General features: G+C 63.4%; 21 protein-coding genes and 1 tRNA gene. 5 read left to right on the top strand and 17 right to left on the bottom strand.

Annotated features, from left to right (window positions below):
• The first annotated feature begins 15 nt into the window (after nt 1-15).
• A complete protein-coding gene (coaD, locus tag AQ12_RS18305) occupies nt 16-516 on the top strand; it encodes a pantetheine-phosphate adenylyltransferase (protein WP_048441398.1) in 501 nt (166 codons plus the stop codon).
• Nucleotides 517-545: 29 nt separating this feature from the next.
• On the opposite strand, the gene AQ12_RS18300 is transcribed toward coaD, so the two are convergent.
• From AQ12_RS18300 to AQ12_RS18265, 8 genes are all read right to left on the bottom strand, one after another.
• A complete protein-coding gene (locus AQ12_RS18300) occupies nt 546-1,244 on the bottom strand; it encodes an alpha/beta fold hydrolase (protein ID WP_082151678.1) in 699 nt (232 codons plus the stop codon).
• A gap of 4 nt (nt 1,245-1,248) precedes the next feature.
• Nucleotides 1,249-2,466: a tetratricopeptide repeat protein gene (locus AQ12_RS18295; protein ID WP_048441500.1), complete on the bottom strand. Its 1,218-nt coding sequence runs from the start codon at nt 2,464-2,466 to the stop codon at nt 1,249-1,251.
• 14 nt (nt 2,467-2,480) lie between these two features.
• Complete coding sequence (locus tag AQ12_RS18290; RefSeq protein ID WP_048441396.1) at nt 2,481-3,917, bottom strand: amidase; 1,437 nt, start codon at nt 3,915-3,917, stop codon at nt 2,481-2,483.
• Nucleotides 3,918-3,941: 24 nt separating this feature from the next.
• A complete protein-coding gene (locus AQ12_RS18285) occupies nt 3,942-5,435 on the bottom strand; it encodes an ABC transporter substrate-binding protein (RefSeq protein ID WP_048441395.1) in 1,494 nt (497 codons plus the stop codon).
• A gap of 79 nt (nt 5,436-5,514) precedes the next feature.
• Entirely contained in the window at nt 5,515-6,333 is an 819-nt protein-coding gene (locus AQ12_RS18280; protein ID WP_048441394.1) for an ATP-binding cassette domain-containing protein, read from the bottom strand.
• Nucleotides 6,330-7,322 carry an ABC transporter ATP-binding protein gene (locus AQ12_RS18275; RefSeq protein WP_048441393.1) on the bottom strand — a complete coding sequence of 331 codons (993 nt, stop codon included), beginning with the start codon at nt 7,320-7,322 and terminating at the stop codon, nt 6,330-6,332. The genes AQ12_RS18280 and AQ12_RS18275 overlap by 4 nt, the downstream gene beginning before the upstream one ends.
• Complete coding sequence (locus tag AQ12_RS18270; RefSeq protein ID WP_048441392.1) at nt 7,323-8,198, bottom strand: ABC transporter permease; 876 nt, start codon at nt 8,196-8,198, stop codon at nt 7,323-7,325. It lies immediately after the preceding gene.
• Nucleotides 8,195-9,145, bottom strand: a complete 951-nt coding sequence (locus AQ12_RS18265) for an ABC transporter permease (RefSeq protein WP_048441391.1) — start codon at nt 9,143-9,145, stop codon at nt 8,195-8,197. The genes AQ12_RS18270 and AQ12_RS18265 overlap by 4 nt, the downstream gene beginning before the upstream one ends.
• A gap of 59 nt (nt 9,146-9,204) precedes the next feature.
• On the opposite strand from AQ12_RS18265, the gene AQ12_RS18260 reads away from it, so the two are divergent.
• Entirely contained in the window at nt 9,205-9,468 is a 264-nt protein-coding gene (locus tag AQ12_RS18260) for a YfhL family 4Fe-4S dicluster ferredoxin (RefSeq protein WP_048441390.1), read from the top strand.
• Between the two features lie 4 nt (nt 9,469-9,472).
• Here AQ12_RS18260 and AQ12_RS18255 read toward each other — a convergent pair whose 3' ends face one another.
• The 8 genes from AQ12_RS18255 to AQ12_RS18220 form a co-directional block, all read right to left on the bottom strand.
• Entirely contained in the window at nt 9,473-9,865 is a 393-nt protein-coding gene (locus AQ12_RS18255; protein WP_152682850.1) for a hypothetical protein, read from the bottom strand.
• Nucleotides 9,866-9,897: 32 nt separating this feature from the next.
• A complete protein-coding gene (gene pth / locus AQ12_RS18250) occupies nt 9,898-10,506 on the bottom strand; it encodes an aminoacyl-tRNA hydrolase (protein ID WP_048441388.1) in 609 nt (202 codons plus the stop codon).
• Nucleotides 10,507-10,587: 81 nt separating this feature from the next.
• Nucleotides 10,588-11,292 carry a 50S ribosomal protein L25/general stress protein Ctc gene (locus AQ12_RS18245; RefSeq protein ID WP_048441387.1) on the bottom strand — a complete coding sequence of 235 codons (705 nt, stop codon included), beginning with the start codon at nt 11,290-11,292 and terminating at the stop codon, nt 10,588-10,590.
• 95 nt (nt 11,293-11,387) lie between these two features.
• Nucleotides 11,388-12,365 (bottom strand): ribose-phosphate pyrophosphokinase, encoded by a 978-nt coding sequence (locus AQ12_RS18240; RefSeq protein WP_048441386.1) that lies wholly within the window; start codon nt 12,363-12,365, stop codon nt 11,388-11,390.
• Nucleotides 12,366-12,466: 101 nt separating this feature from the next.
• Nucleotides 12,467-12,543: transfer RNA gene (locus AQ12_RS18235), tRNA-Gln, on the bottom strand.
• A gap of 35 nt (nt 12,544-12,578) precedes the next feature.
• Nucleotides 12,579-13,424: a 4-(cytidine 5'-diphospho)-2-C-methyl-D-erythritol kinase gene (ispE, locus tag AQ12_RS18230; RefSeq protein WP_048441385.1), complete on the bottom strand. Its 846-nt coding sequence runs from the start codon at nt 13,422-13,424 to the stop codon at nt 12,579-12,581.
• 7 nt (nt 13,425-13,431) lie between these two features.
• Nucleotides 13,432-13,932 (bottom strand): lipoprotein insertase outer membrane protein LolB, encoded by a 501-nt coding sequence (locus tag AQ12_RS18225; protein WP_048441384.1) that lies wholly within the window; start codon nt 13,930-13,932, stop codon nt 13,432-13,434.
• A complete protein-coding gene (locus AQ12_RS18220) occupies nt 13,929-15,677 on the bottom strand; it encodes a tetratricopeptide repeat protein (RefSeq protein WP_048441383.1) in 1,749 nt (582 codons plus the stop codon). The genes AQ12_RS18225 and AQ12_RS18220 overlap by 4 nt, the downstream gene beginning before the upstream one ends.
• A 56-nt stretch (nt 15,678-15,733) precedes the next feature.
• On the opposite strand from AQ12_RS18220, the gene mutM reads away from it, so the two are divergent.
• Genes mutM through mutY form a run of 3 tightly spaced genes read left to right on the top strand, consistent with a single transcriptional unit; the run spans nt 15,734 to nt 19,602 of the window.
• A complete protein-coding gene (gene mutM, locus AQ12_RS18215; RefSeq protein ID WP_048441382.1) occupies nt 15,734-16,549 on the top strand; it encodes a bifunctional DNA-formamidopyrimidine glycosylase/DNA-(apurinic or apyrimidinic site) lyase in 816 nt (271 codons plus the stop codon).
• Nucleotides 16,550-16,603: 54 nt separating this feature from the next.
• Nucleotides 16,604-18,568: a dynamin family protein gene (locus AQ12_RS18210; RefSeq protein ID WP_048441381.1), complete on the top strand. Its 1,965-nt coding sequence runs from the start codon at nt 16,604-16,606 to the stop codon at nt 18,566-18,568.
• A complete protein-coding gene (mutY, locus tag AQ12_RS18205; RefSeq protein ID WP_048441380.1) occupies nt 18,565-19,602 on the top strand; it encodes an A/G-specific adenine glycosylase in 1,038 nt (345 codons plus the stop codon). Before AQ12_RS18210 ends, mutY begins: the two co-directional genes overlap by 4 nt.
• A gap of 14 nt (nt 19,603-19,616) precedes the next feature.
• Here mutY and rapZ read toward each other — a convergent pair whose 3' ends face one another.
• On the bottom strand, nt 19,617-20,501 hold the full coding sequence (gene rapZ, locus AQ12_RS18200) for an RNase adapter RapZ (protein ID WP_048441379.1): 885 nt from the start codon (nt 20,499-20,501) through the stop codon (nt 19,617-19,619).
• Nucleotides 20,502-20,514 lie beyond the last annotated feature (13 nt).

Below are 20,514 nucleotides of genomic sequence, written 5' to 3'. Positions count from 1 at the left end.
GCTCTGGAGACAACCATGGCCACCAACGTAATCGCCGTCTATCCCGGGACCTTCGATCCCATGACGCTGGGCCATGAAGATGTGATCCGGCGTGCCATCCAGCTTTTTGACAAGGTGATCGTCGCGGTCGCGGCGGGCCACCACAAAAAAGCCATGTTCACGCTGCAGGAGCGCATCGAGATGGCCAAGGTCGTCTCCGAGCCTTACGAGCAGGTCACCGTCGAAAGCTTTTCGGGCCTGCTGCGCGATTTCGTGGTGGCGCGAGGCGGCAAGGCAATGGTCCGGGGACTGCGGGCCGTCACCGACTTCGACTACGAATTCCAGCTGGCCGGCATGAACCGCAGCCTGATGCCAGACGTGGAAACGGTGTTCCTCACGCCCAGCGACAAGTTCCAGTTCATCAGCAGCACCTTCGTGCGCGAAATTGCGGTGCTGGGCGGCGAGGTGGACAAGTTCGTTTCCGCCACCGTGCAACAACGCCTCGCAGAAAAAGTCAGAAGCCTGGGTCGCGACTAGGATCGCGACCAGTCAGTCGAACTGGTTCATCAAGCAAGGCTGCCCAGCCACTGGGCCAGCGTGGCATTCACGAACGCAGGCCGCTCCATCGTCAGCATGTGCCCACAGCGCGGCACGATCACCAGCTGCGCGCCGGGGATGAGCGACGCAATTTCCTGGGAGTGCATGAGGGGCGCCAGCCGGTCGGTGTCGCCGCACATCACGAGGGTGGGGCAGCGTACGGTCGGCAGATGATTTCTGGCGTCCGGCCGGGCGATCACTGCGCGGTTTTGCGCCACCAACTGGGCAGCGCCCGCGCGATACACAAACTCCAGATAGGCATTGACCAGCGCATCGTCACGCGCATGGTCCGGGTGAAAGGCCATTGCGACATTGGGCTCTATCACCTCGGCGAGGCGCCCCTGTTCGAACAGAATGATTGCCGCTTCGCGCAGGTCTCGCATCGCTGGGGTTTCAGGGTTGGCGTTGGTGCCGAGCAGGGCGAGGCCGGCGATCCGCTCCGGTGCCTGCCGCGCGACCTCCATCGCCAGCATCCCGCCCATGGACGCGCCGCACAGCACCAGGTCGCCGTCGTGTTCGGACAGCAGGGCCGACGCCATCTCGGGGATGCTGTCGTGCCGCGAGTGGACATCGGTCACCACAGGTCGCCACTTTGCCAGCGCATCGACCTGCGATCGCCACATCTGGGCGTCGCCCGCGAGCCCGGGGAGCAGGACCAGCGTAGGCATGGCGCTATTGAGCCGAGCTGCGTTTGACCGCATCGCGGTGCACGCGGACGAACAGGTCGCGCTGTGCATGGCTGCCGCCGATCTCGGCGAGATGGGGCAGGGCCTTGTCCAGTTCGACTGCGGCTTCCTGCCAGTTGCCCCTGGCGTGCGCCAGCATGCCGCGGCTGGCGGGCACGCACACCTGTTGCCAGGCGTGCGCCGCATGTTCGGGCACGCCCGCCGCGTGCGCCGCTATCCCTCGCATCATGGCGTCGGCCTTCGCATCAAGACCGGCACGCGCCAGGCCGTACAGGTACTGCATGTCCAGGAAGGGCAGCACATGGTCCAGCTGCCTTGCCGCAAGGTAACGCCCCACGTCCTGCCAGCGGTCGCCCACAGCTACACCTGCGAGTTCGAGGCGCGCCAGCAATGACACCGCATTGATCTGGTCTTGCGAGTACTCCCGGGCAACACCCCAGATCTGCTGGTCGTAGAGCGCGAGCACTTCGTCCGGCCTGCCCATCTCGATGGCGAACAGCGCCTGGTGCCACCAGTTGTGCGTGACCATGAAAGAGTTCAGGCCCGTCCAGGTGTCGCTCACATCAGCCAGAAAAGCGTGCCCTTCGTCGATGCGGCCCTGCGTCAGCATGACGTGCGCCAGCGCGTGATGCGCCCACGGCTCCTTGCGGCACATCGCAATCGCTTGACGCGCCTGTTCTTCGGCTTCGGCCAGCCCGTGGCACTGCTCCCACGCAAAGGCCGCCATGCCGTGTGTGTAGCAAACATCGCCCGCTTCCTTGAGCGCAGGCTGGACCATCGCAAGCATGCCGGGCGAATCGCCTGCGTTGAACAGGTGATAGTGACCGAGCTTGAGCGATGCAAGATCGCGTGGGTGCTCGTTCGCCTGTTCCTGGTGGAGCCGGATGGCACCGGGGATGTCGCCGCGCGCCCACGCGTCGATGGCGGCGATGAAGCGCCCCTCGCGGGGTGTGGATTGCGCCTGGGCCTGCAACGCGCGATCAAGGTACGGCCGGGCGTTCGATGGCGCGTCCCGACTCTCGGCAAACATGTGGACCGCTGCTGCATAGGCCTGCACGATCGCGCTCGGGTCGGTCTCGGCTGCGGCCAGGATGTTCACGGCCCGCGCCTCGCTGGCGATAAAGCCTTCGACGAAGTCGTTCACCGCCAAGAGGACGCTCTCGTCTTCCAGCGTGACGGGGTTGCCCAGGCTGTCAGCCAACATGGTTCAACCGGCAGTCAGTCCAGATGGCGCAGCACTTCGGACGGTGGCTCGGGCCACGGATGCTGCGCATCCCGTATCAGCTCGAATGCGCGCGACACCTGCAGCACGCCCAGATCGTCGAAGCGCTTGCCTGCGATCTGCAAGCCGATGGGCAGGCCGCTGCGGGTGTAGCCGCAATTGATCGATGACGCAGGCTGCTCCGACATGTTGAACGGCACCGTGAAGCCGATGTGCTCCAGCGGACGCAGCGGATCGTTGGTCGGCGACGGCAGTTCGGCGGCAAACGCGGGTACGGGCGAGGTCGGGGAGATCACGTAATCGAACGCGTTGCAGGCGGTGACCGTCGCGACGCGCGTGGCATGGAACTGGCTGAACGCCTTGAACACCGCTTCGCCGCTCATGCCGACGGCGCTGTCGCCCCAGTGCTGGATGTAGGGCAGGACAGCGGCCTTCTTGTGTGCGGGCAAGGCGTTCATGTCGATGTGCGAACGCATGCGCCAGAAATGGTCCATGCCATCGAGCATCGCCTGCGACATGAACGGCTTCATCGGCGCGACGACGGCACCCGCTCGCTCGAACAGGCGCGCAGCGTGCTCGACAGCGGCCCGCACTTCGGGTTCTACCGTGAGTCCGCAGCCCGCTTCGAGCAGCAGGCCGATGCGCAGCCCCTTGAGTTTTTCGGCACCCTGGTCGAAATCGGACCAGGCAATGTCCTGGTATGGCAGGTTCATGCTGTCGCGCGCGTCGGGCTGCGAGAGCACCTGCATGAACCACGCGGAATCGGCAACAGAGCGCGTCATGGGACCGGCTGCGCGGCCCATGTAGGGCGGGTCGATGGGAATGCGGCCCAGGCTGGGCTTGAGCGTGAAGATGCCGCACCAGCCGGCGGGCAATCGAAGTGAGCCGCCGATGTCGGTACCGATGTGCAACGGCCCGTAGCCAGCCGCTGCTGCCGCGCTGGCGCCCGCGCTGGACCCGCCAGGTGTGCAGCGCAAGTCCCACGGATTGCGCGCCAGCTTGTGGAAGCTGGAGAGGCCCGAAGACAGCATGCCGTAGTCGGGCATGGTCGTCTTGGCGATGATGACGCCTCCGGATTCCCGCACGCGTGCCGCAGGCGGCGCGTCAGCCGCGGCAGGGACCAGGTCCACAGCAGCCGTGCCCAGCGGCGTCGGGTCGCCCCGGGTCGCGATGTTGTCCTTGATCGTGACGGGCACGCCATCGAGCAAACCCAACTGCGTGCCTGCCTGCCAGCGGGCTTCGCTCGCCCGCGCCTGCTCCAGCGCAAGCTCGGGGCGCAACAGGTACAGCGCGTGGATGTGATGCTCCCAGCGCTCGATGTGTCCGAGCACCGATTGCGTCACCTCCACCGGCGAAAAATCGCGCCGGCGATATCCGGCGATCAGGTCTGCGGCTGAAAGCTCATGCAAGGCCTGCGTGTACTGCTGCGACATCGGTACTTCCTGGAGCGCGCGAAATCAGGACCAGGACAGCGCGGACAGGTCGTTCACAAAGATCGGCATGTCTTTCCACAGGCCCTTGACGCCCTTGTTCGCAATCGTGACCCACTGCGGCTGGTAGAGGAACGCGTGCACGCTGTCTTCGGCCAGCAGGCGCTGCGCATCGCCCAGCAGCTTGGCGCGATCGGCGGGTCGGGCAGTGGTCTTGATCTTGTTGTACAGGTCGTCGAACTTCGTGGACTTGTAGCCCCAGTAGTAGTCGGGCTTGGCAAAGTTGCCCAGGTCGAACGGCTCGACGTGCGAAATGATCGTCATGTCGTAGTTGTGGCCGCCGCCGTAGGTGTTGGACAGCCACTGCGCCCATTCGACGTTTTGCAGTTTGGCGGTGATGCCGACCTTGGACAGCTGCGAAGCGATGACTTCGCCGCCCTGTCGCGCATAGGGTGGCGGTGGCAGGGTGATGGTGAGTTCGAGCGGGCCGTTGATGCCGGCTTCTTTCAGCAGCGCCCTGGCCTTGTCGGGGTTGTAGGCATTGATGCCGGTGGTGTCCACGTAGCCAAAGCCGCCCGGAACGTAGTGGCTGCCAATCGGCGCGCCGAAGCCGTCGGCCGCACCCTGGATCACGGCCTTGCGGTCAATGGCCATCGCAATGGCGCGGCGAACGCGCACGTCGTCGAGCGGTTTCTTCTTGTTGTTGATGGCCAGGATGGTCTTGGCACGCGAGCCGCTGACGACCACCTGGAACTTCGGGTTGCTCTGGAACTGCTGGATGCCGCGCGCCGTGACACGCTGGAACGCATCGACGTCGCCTGCAAGCAATGCGGCCATCTGCGCAGCCGGGTCGGGAATGAAGCGGAAGGTCGCCTTCTTCAGCTTGACCGCATTGGCATTGCGATAGCCGTCCCACTTCGCCAGCACGATCGACGAGCCCTTGACCCAGTTTTCAAGGCGATAGGGGCCGGTGCCGTTGGGCTTGGTGGCGTTGGTGTCGACGCTCTTGGGCTCGACGATGATCGCGGTGCCCTGACCGAGCAGGAACGGAAAGTCGGGATCGATCTCTGAAGTCAGGAGGACCACGGTGCTGTCGTCGACTACCTGCGTGCGAAGGTTGGCGAACGTGCGCTTGTCCTTGTTGGTGCTCTTTTCGCCGCCAGCGCGGTCGAACGAGAACTTCACGGCCTGCGCATTGAAGGGCTCGCCGTTGTGGAACTTGACGCCCTTGCGCAGCTTGAAGGTATACGTCTTGAGGTCGGGCGAGACTTCCCAGCTCTCGGCAAGCAGCGGGGTGACCGTGCCGTCGGAGTTGACCTTGGTAAGGGTCTCGTAGATGTTGTAGAGCGTGACTTCGGAGATCGACGACGCAGCGCCGCCGGTGGGATCGAGGCCGGGGCTGGGCTCCAGTGCCATTGCGAGCACGATGGAGTCTTTCTTGCCTTGGGCCAGGGCCTGCGGCAACGACAGGGACCCGGTGGCCAGTGCGGCGGTAGCGAGGACGGTACGGCGGTTCAACATGGTCTAGAACTCCAGCGAGAGAAAGAAACTAAAAATACATCATCCCCGAGTTTGCGCGAACGTGGCAAGCGGGATTTGCTTATGCCGTGGCAACACGTTGCCGTGCCTTCGGCTCGGCCTGCGGAACGGCTTCCAGCAGCGCGCGAGTGTAGGGGTGTTCGGCGGCGGTGAAGAGCCGCTCCGGCGGGCCCTGTTCCACGATGCGGCCCTGCCAGAGCACCGCGACGTCATCGCATAAATGGTGAACGACGGCCAGGTCATGCGAGATCAGCATGTAGGTGATGCCGAACTCGGTTTGCAGGTCCTGCATCAGGTTGAGCACCTGCGCCTGGACGGACACATCGAGCGCGCTGACCGGCTCATCGGCGACGATCAGGCGGGGGCGCGTGATGAGCGCGCGCGCGATGGCGATGCGTTGCCGCTGTCCGCCTGAGAACTCGTGCGGATATTTGCGCAGGTCGCTGGTGCGCAGGCCCACCGAAGCCAGCACATCTGCGGTTTGCTTGTGTTGTTCTGCGCGTGTCGCGCCCTGCGCGGCGAGCGGTTCGGCCACGATGCGCTCTATCGTCTGGCGCGGATCGAGCGAGCCGTACGGGTCCTGGAACACCATCTGGAAATCGCGTCGCGCGGCACGCAGTTCTTCGCGAGGCAGCGCGTGCAGGTCGCGACCCATCAGCCAGACCTGTCCGGCGGTGGGTTTGTCCAGCGCCATGACCAGGCGCGCGAGCGTCGATTTGCCCGAGCCCGATTCTCCGACGATGCCCAGGCTGCGGCCCGCCTCGATGGTGAAGCTCACGCCGTTGAGCGCTTGCACGACGGGTGGCGGTCCGAACAGTTTTTCGCGCGGCATCGCGTAGTGCCTGACGAGGTTCTCCACGCGCAGCAATGGTTCGCTCATGCCGCCTCCTCTTGCCCGCGCGCAACCTCATCCAGCCTGATGCATCTCGCCACATGGCCTTGCCCCACGTCAACCGCTGGCGGCACAACGACGTGACACTCGGGAATCGTGAACGAACAACGCCCCGCAAACGGACAGCCGGCAGGCAGATCGACCAGCTCAGGCACAGTCCCTGCAATCGTCATCAGCCGCTTGCCTTTTTGTGAGTGCAGCCCGGGCCGAGCCGCAAAAAGTCCCAGCGTGTAAGGATGCACACGATTGGCAAAAACACTTTCTGTTGCGCCGCTTTCCACCACGCTGCCGCCATACATCACCATCATCCGCGCCACGTTCTGCGCGATCACGCCCAGGTCGTGAGAGATCAACATCAGTGCCATGTTGCGTTCTTGAACCAGATCGCTGATGAGGTCCAGGATCTGCCGCTGTATCGTCACGTCCAGCGCGGTGGTCGGCTCGTCCGCGATCAGCAGATCAGGCCCGCAGGCCAGCGCCATCGCAATGGTGATGCGCTGACGCTGGCCGCCGGAGAACTGGTGCGGGTAGGCGTCGATGCGCCGGGCCGCATCGGGAATGCCGACGCGATCGAGCAGCGTGATGGCCTGCTTGCGCGCATCTGCAGATGACATGCCGCGATGCAGGCGCAGCGGCTCTGCGACTTGCCTGCCGATCGTGTGCACAGGGTTGAGCGCAGTCATCGGCTCCTGGAAGATCATGCCGATGCGGTTGCCGCGAATCTGGCAGAGCGCCTCATCGCCCAGGCCGATGAGTTCCTGGCCGTCAAAACGAATGCTTCCGGTGAGCTCGGCGTTTTCCGGTAACAGCCCCATGAGTGCCATCACGGTGATCGACTTGCCGCATCCCGATTCGCCGACAAGCCCGAGTGTGTCGCCGCGATCGAGCGTGAAGCTGATGTCGCGCACGGCGTACGCCGGGCCGCGATGGGTTTGCAGCTTGACGCTCAGGTTGCGGACTTCGAGCAGTGTGGTCATCTAGCGTTTTCTCGCCAGGCGGGGATCGAACAGATCGCGCAGGCCATCGCCGAGCATGTTGAGCCCCAGCACTGCCAATGCAATCGCGACGCCGGGATACACCGCGAGCATCGGCGCCTGGAACAAGAGGGTCTGTGCCTCGCTCAGCATGCGACCCCATGAAGGTTGGGGCGGCTGCGTGCCCAGGCCCAGGTAGGACAGGGCGGCCTCGGCCAGGATCGCGATTGCAAACCGGATGGTTGCCTGCACGATCAGCACCGACAGGATGTTGGGCAGCACGTGCTCGATCGTGATGCTGAACGCCCCCTTGCCGCAGGCGCGCGCCGCAAGGACGAATTCGCGTCCCCACACGGCATTGGCCGATGCGCGGGTGATGCGGGCGAAGGTCGGAATGTTGTAGATGCCGATCGCGATGATGGCGTTGACCATGCCGGGTCCGAACACCGCAGTCAGCATGATTGCCGACAGGATGGCCGGGAACGCGAAGCCGAAGTCGGCCAGCCGCATGATGAGTTCTTCGACCCATCCGCGGCGAGCTGCAGCCAGCAAACCGAATGCGGTGCCGATGATGAGCCCGATGCTCACCGCGATCACGCCCACGACGATGGACGCGCGCGCGCCGACGAGCAGCAGTGAGACGATGTCGCGGCCATAAGGATCGGTCCCCAGCAGAAAACCCTTGCCGGGTGGCTGGAGCTTCAGGGCCATCTCCACGTCATACGGCGAGTGGGGTGTCCACACCAGGGACAGCGCCGCAGCCAGCACCAGCAATGTGCTCAGGACAGCGCCCAGCGTGAAGCTGCGGTGCGCGAACGCGCGCTTCCAGAATCCGGGTGCGGCAAGCGGCGGCGCGATGGCCACGGGTAGCGAGCTCATATATCGCTGGCCTTCACGCGCGGGTCGATCACCGCATACAGGATGTCCACGATGAAATTCACGATCACCACCATTGCAGCCAGCAGCATCACGCAGTTGCGCACCACGATCAGGTCGCGATTGGAAATCGACTGGAAGATCAGGCGACCGAGCCCCGGCAGGTAGAACACGCTCTCCACGACGATCGTGCCCGCGAGCAGTTCTGCAAATTGCAGCCCCATCACCGTGATGACGGGGATCAGCGCGTTGCGCAGGACGTGACCCCAGAGCGCTGCGCGTTGCGAGACGCCCTTGGCGCGTGCCGTGCGTACGAAGTCTTCACGAAGCACCTCCAGCACGGCAGAGCGGGTGATGCGGGCCAGGATCGCGGACTGGACGACCGCCAGCGACAGTGCGGGCAGCATCAGCGACTTGAAGCCTTGCCAGATGCCTTCGCTCCAGCCATTGAAGCCGCCTGCCGAGAACCATTTCAGGTGCACCGAGAACAGCAGGATCAGCAAGATGGCGAACCAGAAATTGGGAATCGCAATGCCGATCTGCGAAAGCCCCATCACGCCCACATCGCCGAGCTTGTTGTGGCGGGATGCGGCGTAAACGCCGGCAGCGAGCGCTATGACTGCCGTCAAGGCCATCGCCATGAGGGCCAGTGGAACCGTGAGGGCGAGTCGCTCGACCACGAGTTCGGAGACCGGGGTACTGTATGCGTAGCTGGTGCCCAGGTCGCCGACCAGCATGCCGGTCACCCAGTTCCAGTAGCGCTCCATCGGGGGGCGGTCGATGCCCAGCTTGACGGCCAGCGCCTGGACGGCGTCCGGCGAGGCATCGGGTCCCATGAGGATCTGCGCCGCGTTGCCCGGCAGGATCTCCAACACGAGGAATACGACGACCGATGCGCCTATCAGCGTCGCGATCAGGGTGATGAGGCGCTTGAACAGGAAGACACTCATGAAGCCGTCGATAATGCCAGAACTGCGGGGACTGCTCCCTTGCGTGGAGGACCTGGTTCGTGGCTCTGATGATTACCGACGAATGCATCAATTGCGATGTGTGCGAACCGGAATGCCCCAACCAGGCGATTTTTCTCGGGCCGGAAATCTACGAGATCGACCCCGCCAAGTGCACCGAATGCGTCGGCCACTTTGACGAGCCGCAGTGCGTGCAGGTCTGTCCTGTGGCCTGCATCCCGATCCATCCGGAACACATCGAAAGCCGCGAAACGCTCTGGCAGAAATACCAGCGGCTGACGGCGCAGGCGCAGCAGCCGACCTGAGCGGCTAGCCGGCTTTTTTCTTTTTCTTCGGTTTTGTCTTTTCCCCGGGTTTTGCGGGTGCGTGGGCGGTAAAGACGTGCAGTTTGTCCGGCTTGGACATCACCACCTTTTTCTCTGAAGAGCTTGCATCGGATAGTCGCTTGCCGACAGGCAGGATATTCAGGGATGCGGGTCTGGACTCAGCCATCATGCGATCCTTTTCCATGGCGTCGGCCAGCCTGGCGTCACGCAGCGATGCCGCTCGGGTCGCCTGCACATCGCGCGGCGAGACCGGATGCTGGCTCGTCTGAAGGACCGTGGCACCAGCGCACGGCGTCTGGCTATAGGCATCGCCACATCGGTAAATCGTCTGCGCCGAAACTGGCGCGCATGCCGCAGCTGCCGCGAGCGCGGCCAACAATCTTTTCATTTTTCTCTCCCGTTGTTTTGCTAGACGCCGTCGGGCCGTGGCGGCTTGGGGCGCGGCGGCTTGCTGGTGTGAACCAGCAGCGTCGCCTTTTCCATCTCTCCCGCCAGCATGGCCGGCACAGCCTTGAGCGTGCGCTCCACGCACTCCTCGATCAGTTCACGCTGGTCGGGAGCGGGTTTTTTCAGAACCCAGTTGATGACCTCGGCCTTCACACCGGGATGCCCGATGCCCAGCCGAAGGCGCCAGTAGTCACCGGTGCCCAGTTGCGCGTGGATGTCGCGCAGACCGTTGTGCCCGGCGTGGCTACCTCCGAACTTGAGCTTGGCTTGCCCGGGTACAACGTCGAGTTCATCGTGCGCGACGAGGATTTCCTCGGGCTGGATCTTGAAGAACCGGGCGAGCGCAGAAACCGACTTGCCCGAGAGGTTCATGAACGTGCGCGGCTCGAGCAGCCAGATCGTCTGGCCATGCAAGGTCGTTCGCGCGACGACACCGTGATACGCCTTGTCGAGCACGAGCGACACCTTCAGCTCCCGGGCGAGCGCATCGACCCACCAGAAGCCGGCGTTGTGGCGAGTGGCTTCGTATTCAGGGCCGGGATTGCCCAGGCCAACAAACAGCTTGATCATGATTTGCCGATTATCAGTGGAGGCACAAATGCAAACGGCCCACCGAAGTGGGCCGTTTGGCAGTGCGATGCTGTGAAGAAGTTACTTCTTGGCAGCAGGCTTGGCAGCCGGTGCCTTGGCGGCAGGCGCCTTCGCATCCTTGCCGGCAGCCTTTGCGTCCTTGGCCGGTGCCTTGGCATCAGCTGCAGGTGCGGCGCCTTCTGCGCCGGCTTCAGCAGGCTCTTCGCCGCCGATCGACACCACAGAGACGATCACCGGGTTTGGCTTGCCGCGCGTCACGGCAGTGACGCCCTTGGGCAGCGAGATGTCGGCCAGGTGCAGGGACATACCCTTTTTCATGCCGGACAGGTCCACCTCGATGAACTCGGGCAGGTCCTTGGGCAGGCAGGAGACGTCGAGCTCGGACATGACGTGGTTGACGACGCAATGGTCGAACTTCACGGCTTGCGACTCTTCGGACTTCACAAAGTGAAGCGGCACCTTCATGTGCAGCTTGGTCCTGGCGTCCACGCGCTGGAAGTCGATGTGCAGGATTTGCTGTTTGTACGGGTGCACCTGCACGTCGCGCAGCAGAACCTTGGATTCCTTGCTGTCCATTTCCATGTCGAGGATGGTGGAGTGGAAGGCTTCCTTCTTCAGGGCGTGCCACAGGGCGTTGTGATCGAGTTCGATCAGTTGCGGCTGGCCTTCACCACCGTAGACGATGCCGGGCGTCCTGCCGGTATTGCGGAGACGGCGGCTCGCACCCGTACCCTGCTTGGCGCGCTCAAAAGCGACGAATTTCATAACTGACTCCTGGTAAGAATCCACCGCGACCAGTGGATCCCGTTTCAAAAAAGCCCCCGGAAGGGGCCACTAAAGCCTCAGGCCGGTTCGCCTCTTTAAAAGAGGTTTTCCTGGTCCGAGAACAAACTCATTACCGATTCGCCCTTGGCAATGCGCTGGATCGTCTCTGCGATCAAAGGCGCCACCGTGAGCTGGCGAATCTTCTTGCAGCCCAGGCCCTCTTGCGACAGGGGAATGGTGTTGGTCACCACCACTTCATCGAGGGCATCGCCATTGGCGATTCGTTCGATGGCTGGACCCGAGAAGATCGGGTGGGTGCAATACGCGTAAACCTTCTTGGCGCCACGCGCCTTCAGCACCTCGGCTGCCTTTACCAGCGTTCCGGCGGTGTCGATCATGTCGTCCATGATCACGCAGTTGCGGCCGTCGATCTCTCCGATGACGTGCATGACTTCGCTCACGTTCGCCCGGGGGCGGCGCTTGTCGATGATGGCCAGGTCGGTGTCCAGTTGCTTGGCAAGGGCACGCGCGCGGACCACACCGCCCACGTCTGGCGACACAACGATCAGGTCTTCGTAGTTTTGCTTTCGCACATCGGACAGGAGCACTGGCGACGCGTAGATGTTGTCCACGGGGATGTCGAAGAAGCCCTGGATTTGGTCAGCGTGCAGGTCCATCGTGAGGACCCGCGAGACGCCAACGGTCTGCAGCAGGTTGGCCACCACTTTTGCCGAAATCGGAACTCTCGATGAGCGCGGTCGCCGGTCTTGCCGTGCGTAACCAAAGTAGGGGATCACCGCGCTGATCCGCTCGGCCGACGCACGCTTGAGCGCATCGACCATGATCAGCAGTTCCATCAGGTTTTCATTGGTCGGTGCGCAAGTCGATTGCACAACGAACACATCGCGCGCCCGTACATTGGTGTTGATCTCGACCGTGACTTCACCATCGGAAAAGCGGCCAACGCTGGCTGCACCGAGTGAAATACCGAGGTGGCTGGCAATCTCAGCGGCAAGCGCCGGATTGGCGTTGCCGGTAAACACCATGAAATCAGGATGCGGAACGACCTGCATGTTATTTATCCGGAGTTAAGCGCCAGCGAGTTTTAAAAACAATGCCAGATGCTCTGGCATTTCAACAGGATGCCAGATGCTCTGGCATTTCCACAAAAAACTGGCAGGGGAGGAAGGACTCGAACCCTCGCATGCTGGAATCAAAATCCAGTGCCTTTACCAACTTGGCGACTCCCCTACACGGGTTGACGGCTGAAACCAGCCGCCCACCGATCAATCGTCGCTGGGTGCCCATCCCACCAGAGGATGAGCCTCCAAATTCACGCATTCCCTCACGTTCCAACCTGGGGGCGCGGCGCCTGGCGCCTTGCCCGGGGGTAGCAGCGCAAAAACTGCGCTACCGGAACCTGTCATACGACCCTGAAGACCTTGCGAAGCCAGCCATTGGAGGGCTTCGTCGACGCCTGGGCAGAGTCTCTGCGCTACCGGCTGCAAATCGTTGGTACCAAAACCGTACGGGTTTGCAGCAAAGCCTGAAATTATAGCAGCGGTGCTGTCGAGTTTCAGATCGGCATGCGCGAAGATTCTTGCGGTCTCCAGTCCCTGGGGTGGTTTGACCACCAGAAACCGCGCGTGAGGCAGGCCGATCGGGGTCAACTCCTCCCCCACGCCCTGGGCCCAGGCATGGTGGCCGGAGAGGAAGAACGGCACGTCCGCACCCAGTGCAAGGCCGATCTTTTGCAATTGCGCCATCGTCAGATTCAATCCCCAAAGACGGTTCAGCGCCAGCAGGCACGAGGCCGCATCGGACGACCCTCCCCCCATGCCGGCCTGCGCCGGAACCCGCTTTTCGATGCTGATGTGCGCGCCTTGCGTCGATCCAGCCGCCGTCTGCAACGCCCGGGCTGCTCGCAGCGTCAGGTCGTCTGCGGGCAAGGGCTCCAGCAGGTCCTCGCGGCTCAGGGCGCCATCGGCGCGTAACTCGAAATGGAGTGTGTCGCGCCAGTCGATCAGCATGAACGCCGACTGCAGCAGGTGCATTCCGTCAGGCCTGCGCCCCGTCACGTGAAGAAACAGGTTCAGCTTGGCAGGCGCTGCGATGTCGTAGAGCGCTTTCATCTCGCAGCTAGCGCTCGAACACCACGCGCAACTCAGCCTGCGGCGTTGGCTCGATGCGCCTGGCGATCACGCGGCCTTGCGCAACTTGCGAGAGGTCGGCGCGCCACCCCGGCACCTGTGAATCGATGCCCCGCAGCCAGTCGAAGAGCGCCGCGACGGGCATGGGTGAGCCGGTGACGTGAGTGACCAACGCGTCGATCGATTCGAATTGCCGTACCTGCCCTGCCGAGCGCAGCGTGGCGGAGCCGGGTCGCCAACTCAGCACGCCCAGCGTCCCGACCAGAGGCGAATCGAGCTTCAATTCGCCTGCGTCCGAATGTCCGCGCAACTCGAACCCGGCAGAAAACGACTCGGACGGTCGGTCGGTCACCTGCAGCGCCAGGCGGCCGGCCCAGCTTTGTCCTGGCTCAGCGGTCGAGCGCGCAGGACTTGCACAGCCGGCCAGCAGAGCCGCCGCCAGCACCGCGGCCAGGTGCAGCCACACCCTGCCTGTCAGCGCCAGGCTCACGGCTTGACCCGCAGGCGCTTCAGCGTTTCCAGAAGCGTTTCGTTTTCACTGTTCATCAGCAGGCCCTCGCGCCAGATCGCCTGTGCCCGCTCGCGCTGGCCCATGCTCCAGAGAACTTCACCCAGGTGCGCTGCGATGTCCGCGTCAGGGCGAGCCTTGTACGCGCCGTCCAGGATGCGCAGGGCCTCGGCCTTGTTGCCCATACGGAATTCAACCCAGGCCAGGCTATCGGTGATGAACGGGTCGTCGGGCGCAAACGACAACGCCTTCTGGATCAGTGCCTTGGCTTCAGTCAGGCGCACATTGCGTTCGGCCAGCGAGTAGCCCAGTGCGTTGTAGGCATGGTGGTACTCGGGTTTTGCAGCAATCACCTGGCGCAGCAATCGCTCCATTTCGGCCAGGTCCCCGGTCTTTTCGGCAAGCATGGCCTGGTCATAGACGAGGTCTGCATCGAAGGGCTCCTTGGCAATGGCCTGCGACATGACCTGATAGGCGGCCTTGTATTGCTTGTTCTCGCGCAGGAGCTGGACCTCGGCCATCATCTTCATGCGGGCATCTTCGGGGCTGCGGTCAGGCAAGGACCGCAGCAGCTTGCGCGCTTCATCCATCTTTCCCTGCCGGGCAAGGATGGAGGCGCGGCGGTGTTGCGCGGCGACCAGATCCTGCGGGTTCTCGATCTTGTCGAGCCAGGCCGCCGCCAGTGCGTAATCCTTGCGCCGTTCGGCGATGCGAGACAGCGACAGATACGCCTGTGCGAGGCCCCGGCTGCGCTCTTCGCCTCCACGCTGGGCCAGTGCGAGATCGACATAACGCTTGATCGACGTCTCGGCGGCCGCAACCTGGTTGTCCTGCAGTTGCAGCGTGCCCTGCACCAGCCACGCTTCTGGATAGTCGGGCTTTTCGGCGGTGACCACTCTCAGCTGTTGTGACGCCTCGGGATAGCGCTGCGTATCGAGCAGCGCCCGCGCATAGCCCATCCGCAATTCAGCCAGCGGCTTGCCTTCCATGTAGCGCTTGACCAGCACCTCGGCCTGCGGCTGTTTGGGATCCATCAGTTCCAGTGCGAGCAAGGCCGGGCCTTCCGCGAACGGGTTGACCTGCTGCGCACGGCGCACGGCTTCAATGGCGCCATTGCTGTCGCCTGCGGCCAGGCGCAAACGTCCCACCGATGTCCATGCCGCAGCGCCTGTTGCCGGATCGGCCAGCGCGTCTGCCAGTGCCTGCTCCACCACGGCGGCGGCAAGCTTCTTGTCTGTCACGCGGGCGTACAGGCGGGGTATCAGCGCGAGGACGCCGCTGCGATCCTTGGCGTGCGTCAGTGCCAGCTCGCCCTTCAGAAGCTCGCCACTTTCGGCCACCCGATTGAGCACCAGCAGGATTTGCAGCACCGAGCGATTGGCCTCACGCGACTGGGGAAAAGCCTGCTTCCAGGCGCGCGCGGCCTGCAATGCCGCTTCGCCCGATCGCGACTGGATCGCGACTTCTACCGCGCGCTGGTAAAGCGTCGGGTCGTTCGTCTTGCGAGCCGCATCCAGGATCAGCGAATATCCCGCGCCGGGCTCGGTGCCCCTGGCGTTCAGTTCGCCCAGGAGCAGCTGGTAGAAGAGCTGCGCGTCCAGCGCGGTGGGCGTGACGTCGACCGATTCGTGCGCACTGTCGGCCTTTGGCGCCGGCTGGGCATGGAGGGCCTGGCCTTGGGCCAACGCCAGCAGCAGCACTGCGCTGGCAAAGTGAAATCGCTTCATCGAACCATAATAATCCAAGGCCTTGTTTCGAGCGCCTCCAAGCCAAAGCGACCCCAATGCCCGAACTGCCAGAAGTCGAAGTCACCCGGCGCAGCTTCGCCGACCGTATTGCAGGGGCCCGGATCGAAGCCGTTCGCATGGGCAAGCCCTTGCGCTGGCCGATCGGAATTGTTCCTGATGAGCTTGTCGGTCGCACCGTCCTGGCGGTTCGCAGGCGCGGCAAGTATTTGTTGCTGGACCTCGACTCTGGCGTCTTGCTGGTTCACCTGGGCATGTCCGGCAGCCTGAGCTTTGCGCCTGCACAGCCCGATGCCGGCACGCACGACCATTTCGACCTCATGACCACCAAAGGCGTACTGCGGCTGAACGATCCGAGGCGGTTTGGCGCAGTCGTCTTTGCACAACGCGTGGATTCGCCCGAGGCGGTCAAGCTGCTGGGCCGGCTGGGCGTCGAGCCCCTGACCGATGACTTCGATGCCGCCGGATTCCACGCTGCGCTCAAGGCTCGCAACGCTGCCATCAAGCAGGTGCTGCTTGCGGGCGACATCGTGGTGGGCGTTGGCAACATCTATGCGTCCGAAGCACTCTTTCTGGCTCGCATCCGTCCCACGATCAAGGCATCGCGCATCACGAAGCCGCGAGCGGCCAGGCTCTGGCAGGCGGTGCGCGACGTGCTTGCCCGCGCAGTGGAAAAAGGCGGCAGCACCTTGCGCGATTTTTCAAATGCCGATGGGCAAGCGGGGTATTTCCAGCTGGAAGCGATGGTGTATGACCGTGCGGGCGAGCCCTGCCGGGTGTGTGGCACGACGATCCGGTGCATTCGCCAGGGGCAGCGCGCGACCTACTTCTGTCCCATCTGCCAGAAATCCTGAAGGCCGCGCGCGCAGCAGGGTGCTATATTCAAAATTCACTTTCCGGGGGCATGTTTGGGCGGTTCCTTCAACGATCAATTCGACCAGCATGGCGCCTGGCGGCGAGAATTCGCGTTACGCCTGAAACTGCTCTCCGAGTGGCTCAAGGATCATGAGCTGCTGGATGCGGCCGTCGAGGAGCGCTTGCGCCGTCTTGAAACGCAGATGCGTTCGGACAAGGTCATGGTGGCTTTCGTCGCCGAGTTCTCGCGCGGCAAGTCGGAGCTGATCAACGCCATCTTCTTTGCCGGCTACAAGCGCCGCATCATGCCCGCCAGCGCCGGCCGCACCACCATGTGCCCGACGGAGCTGGGCTACGACAGCGACGTGCCGCCGTGCCTGCGACTGCTGCCCATCGAAACGCGCCTGCAGCCGCAAGCCCTGATGGAATGGCGCGCCGTGCCCGAGAAATGGACACGCATCGACCTGGACGTGAACGACCCCGCGCAGTTGGCCAAGGCCTTCGAGAAAGTCGCGGAGGTGCGCCATGTTTCCAAAGATGAAGCGAAGGCGCTGGGCTTCTGGCACGACGACTCCCCCAACGACAACCCGATGCTCAACGCCCAGGGCGAGGTCGAGGTTCCCCGCTGGCGTCATGCACTCATCAACATCGCACACCCGCTGCTCAAGCAGGGGCTGGTCATCCTCGACACGCCAGGCCTCAATGCCATCGGCGCCGAGCCCGAACTGACGGTGAACCTGATTCCGCAGGCGCATGCGGTTGTGTTCATCCTTGCGGCGGATACGGGCGTCACCAAATCCGATCTCTCCATCTGGCGCGAACACCTGATTACCGAGACCGAGAACGTCGATTCGAGGCTGGTGGTTCTCAACAAGATCGACACGATGTGGGATTCGCTCAGCACCCCGGTGCAGGTGCAGGCGCAGATCGAGCGTCAGCGTTCGGTTTCCGCTGAAATCCTCGGGTTGCCGCGTGACCAGGTCATTCCGGTCTCTGCACAAAAGGGCCTGGTCGCCAAGGTCAATGACGATGCGCAGCTGCTGGAAGCGAGCAACCTGCCGAGCCTGGAGCGTGCCCTGAGCCATGGCGTGATGGGGCAGCGGCGCAAGATCCTTCGCTCGGCCGTCGCGGCAGGTATCGGCGACTTGCGCGTCGAAGCCGGACGTGCGATCAACATCCGCCGCCGCGACCTTGCCGAGCAGATGCAGGAGCTCAAAGGCCTGCGCGGCAAGAACACCTCGGTCATCAAGCACATGCGCTCGCGCATCGAGCAGGAGCAGGTCGATTTCGATGTGAGCGGTGCCCGTATTCACGCAGTGCGTTCGGTTCACCTCAAGCTGCTGCGTGATGTGTTCACGCTGCTAGGCACCAGCACCCTCAAGAGCGAGATGGCAGAGCTCACGACGGCGTTGCGTCAACCCGGCATCAAGCTTGGCGTCAAGAAGGCGTACTCGTCCACCTTCGAGCGCTTGCGCAAGGGGCTGCAAACGGCGCAAAGCACCAGTGGCGAAATCCAGTCGATGCTCACGGGCACGTTCCGCCAGCTCAATGCCGAATATGGTTTCTCGCTGCAGGCGCCGCGTGAACCCGACCTCGCGCGTTACGAACGCGACCTGGACCTGGTCGAGCGCAGCCACATGCAGTACCTCGGCGTGGGCAACACATTCCGGCTCGCGCAGCCCGAGTTCGCCGACCGCCTGGTGCGTGCACTGGCCACGCGTCTGCGGGTGGTGTACGAGTCAGCGCTCGGTGAGGTGGAGTTGTGGAACAAATCCGCAGCCGCGCAACTCGATGCGCAGCTTCGCGAACGCCGCCGCAATTTCGGCCGCCGTATCGAAGCCATCGAGCGCATCCAGCAGGCCGCGACCGGGCTGGACGACCGCATTGCGGAGATCGAAGCGCAGGGCGTTGTGATCGACGAACTCGACGCGAAGCTCACTGAGCTCACCGACCACCTGGTCACCATTCCCGCCGCTGAAGGCGCGGCCAACGACTCGGCTGCCCTCCAGTCCGCATGACATCGTTGCCTCATGGTTTTGCCGGCCGCGTCGTGCGCTGGCAAAAGACCCATGGCCGCAGCGGCTTGCCCTGGCAGCAGACCCGCGACCCCTACCGGGTGTGGCTTTCCGAAGTGATGCTGCAGCAGACGCAGGTCGCGACGGTGCTGGGCTACTACGAACGGTTTCTCGAGCGCTTTCCCGATGTCGCGGCACTTGCCCAGGCGAGCATCGACGACGTGTTCGGGTTGTGGAGCGGTCTTGGCTATTACAGCCGCGCCCGCAACCTGCACCGCTGCGCACAGGACGTCGTCGCATTGCACGGGGGTGAGTTTCCGCGCAGCGCTGCACAGTTGCAGAGCCTGCCGGGCATCGGCCGCTCGACTGCCGCAGCGGTTGCGTCATTCTGCTTTAGTGAACCCATCGCGATTCTCGACGGCAACGTGAAGCGCGTGTTGGCGCGCGTGCTCGCTTTCGATGACGACCTTGCGTCTTCTGCCAACCAGGAAAAGCTTTGGACCCATGCGCAGGCCCTGTTACCCAAGAGGAACCTGCAGGACACGATGCCGCGCTATACCCAGGGCTTGATGGACCTTGGCGCAACTGTGTGCCTCGTGCGCAACCCGAGTTGCCTGATCTGCCCTGTGCACGATCAGTGTGCGGCGTTCAAACTCGGTGCGCCAGAAAAGTATCCGGTGAAAACGCGCAAGCTCAAGCGCACATCGCAATCGCTTTGGCTGTTGCTCGCCCGATCGGGCCAGGGCTACATCTGGCTGGAGAAGCGTCCTGATTCCGGGATATGGGCGGGGCTTTACTGCCTGCCGGTCTTCGAGTCGCGTGAGGCGCTGGAGGCCACCGATGGGAGCGATGAACCGCTGCAGGACGGCACGCCATTCATGCACGTACTCACCCACAAAGACCTGTACCTGCACCCGGTGAGTGGACAGTTTCCAGCGGCGGGACTCGAGCGCAGGGAAGGCGCATGGTTCTCATCAACCGAGTGGCCCAAACTGGGCCTGCCCGCGCCCGTGCGCAAACTGCTCGCAGGCAGCTGATCCGAATCGACAGGCTAGACCGCGTCGAGTTCGCGATGGCGTTTGAGCGTGACCCATTGCGACGCAAATTCCGCACACAGCCGCTCCACCAGGTACACCGAGCGATGCTGGCCGCCGGTGCAACCAATCGCGACCGTGACATAGCTGCGGTGATCGCGCGCGAGCGGCTCCAGCCAGTGATTCAAAAAGCTTTCGATGTGGCTGTACATCACATCGACATCGGGATGACGCTTGAGGAACTCGACCACCGGCTCGTCTCGCCCGGTCAGCTCGCGCAGCGCCGGCTCGTAGTGCGGATTGGGAAGCATGCGCACGTCGAACACATAGTCGGCATCCACCGGAATGCCGCGCTTGAAGGCAAACGACTCAAAGACCAGGGTGAGCTGGCTCAGCGGCGCTGCGAGCAACGACTTCACATGCGCCTGCAACTGCGATGAGCGGATCACGCTGGTGTCGATGACGTGGGCATGCTCTCGCAGGTCGGACAGCAGTTCGCGTTCGAGTTCGATGGCGTCCACCAGTGCGTGCTGCTGGTCATGGGCCAGTTCGCCGCCGGTCACAGGGCGGTTGCTGGAAAGCGGATGACGCCGGCGCGTCTCGGAAAAGCGCCGCACCAGTGTGTCTGTGGTCGCATCCAGAAACAGCGGCCGTATCTTCACGCCCCTGGCGCTGAGTTCGCGCAATTGCAACGGCACCATCGGCAGCGACGTTGCGCTGCGCACGTCCATCGCAATAGCCACCCGCTCGGCCTTGATCTGCTGCTCGAGCTCGATGAAAGGCACCAGCAACTCGGGCGGCAGGTTGTCCACGCAGTAGTAGCCAGCATCTTCCAGTGCCCGCAAGGCGACCGACTTGCCGGAGCCGGACATGCCGGTGATGAGGATGACTTCAAGTGCCATGAACCTGATCTGC

The sequence above is a fragment of the Caenimonas sp. SL110 genome, assembly GCF_001044395.1.
GTDB lineage: Bacteria > Pseudomonadota > Gammaproteobacteria > Burkholderiales > Burkholderiaceae_C > Ramlibacter.
The sequence above is the reverse complement of the archived record's forward strand: the minus strand, read 5'-3'. Positions and strand labels throughout refer to the sequence as shown.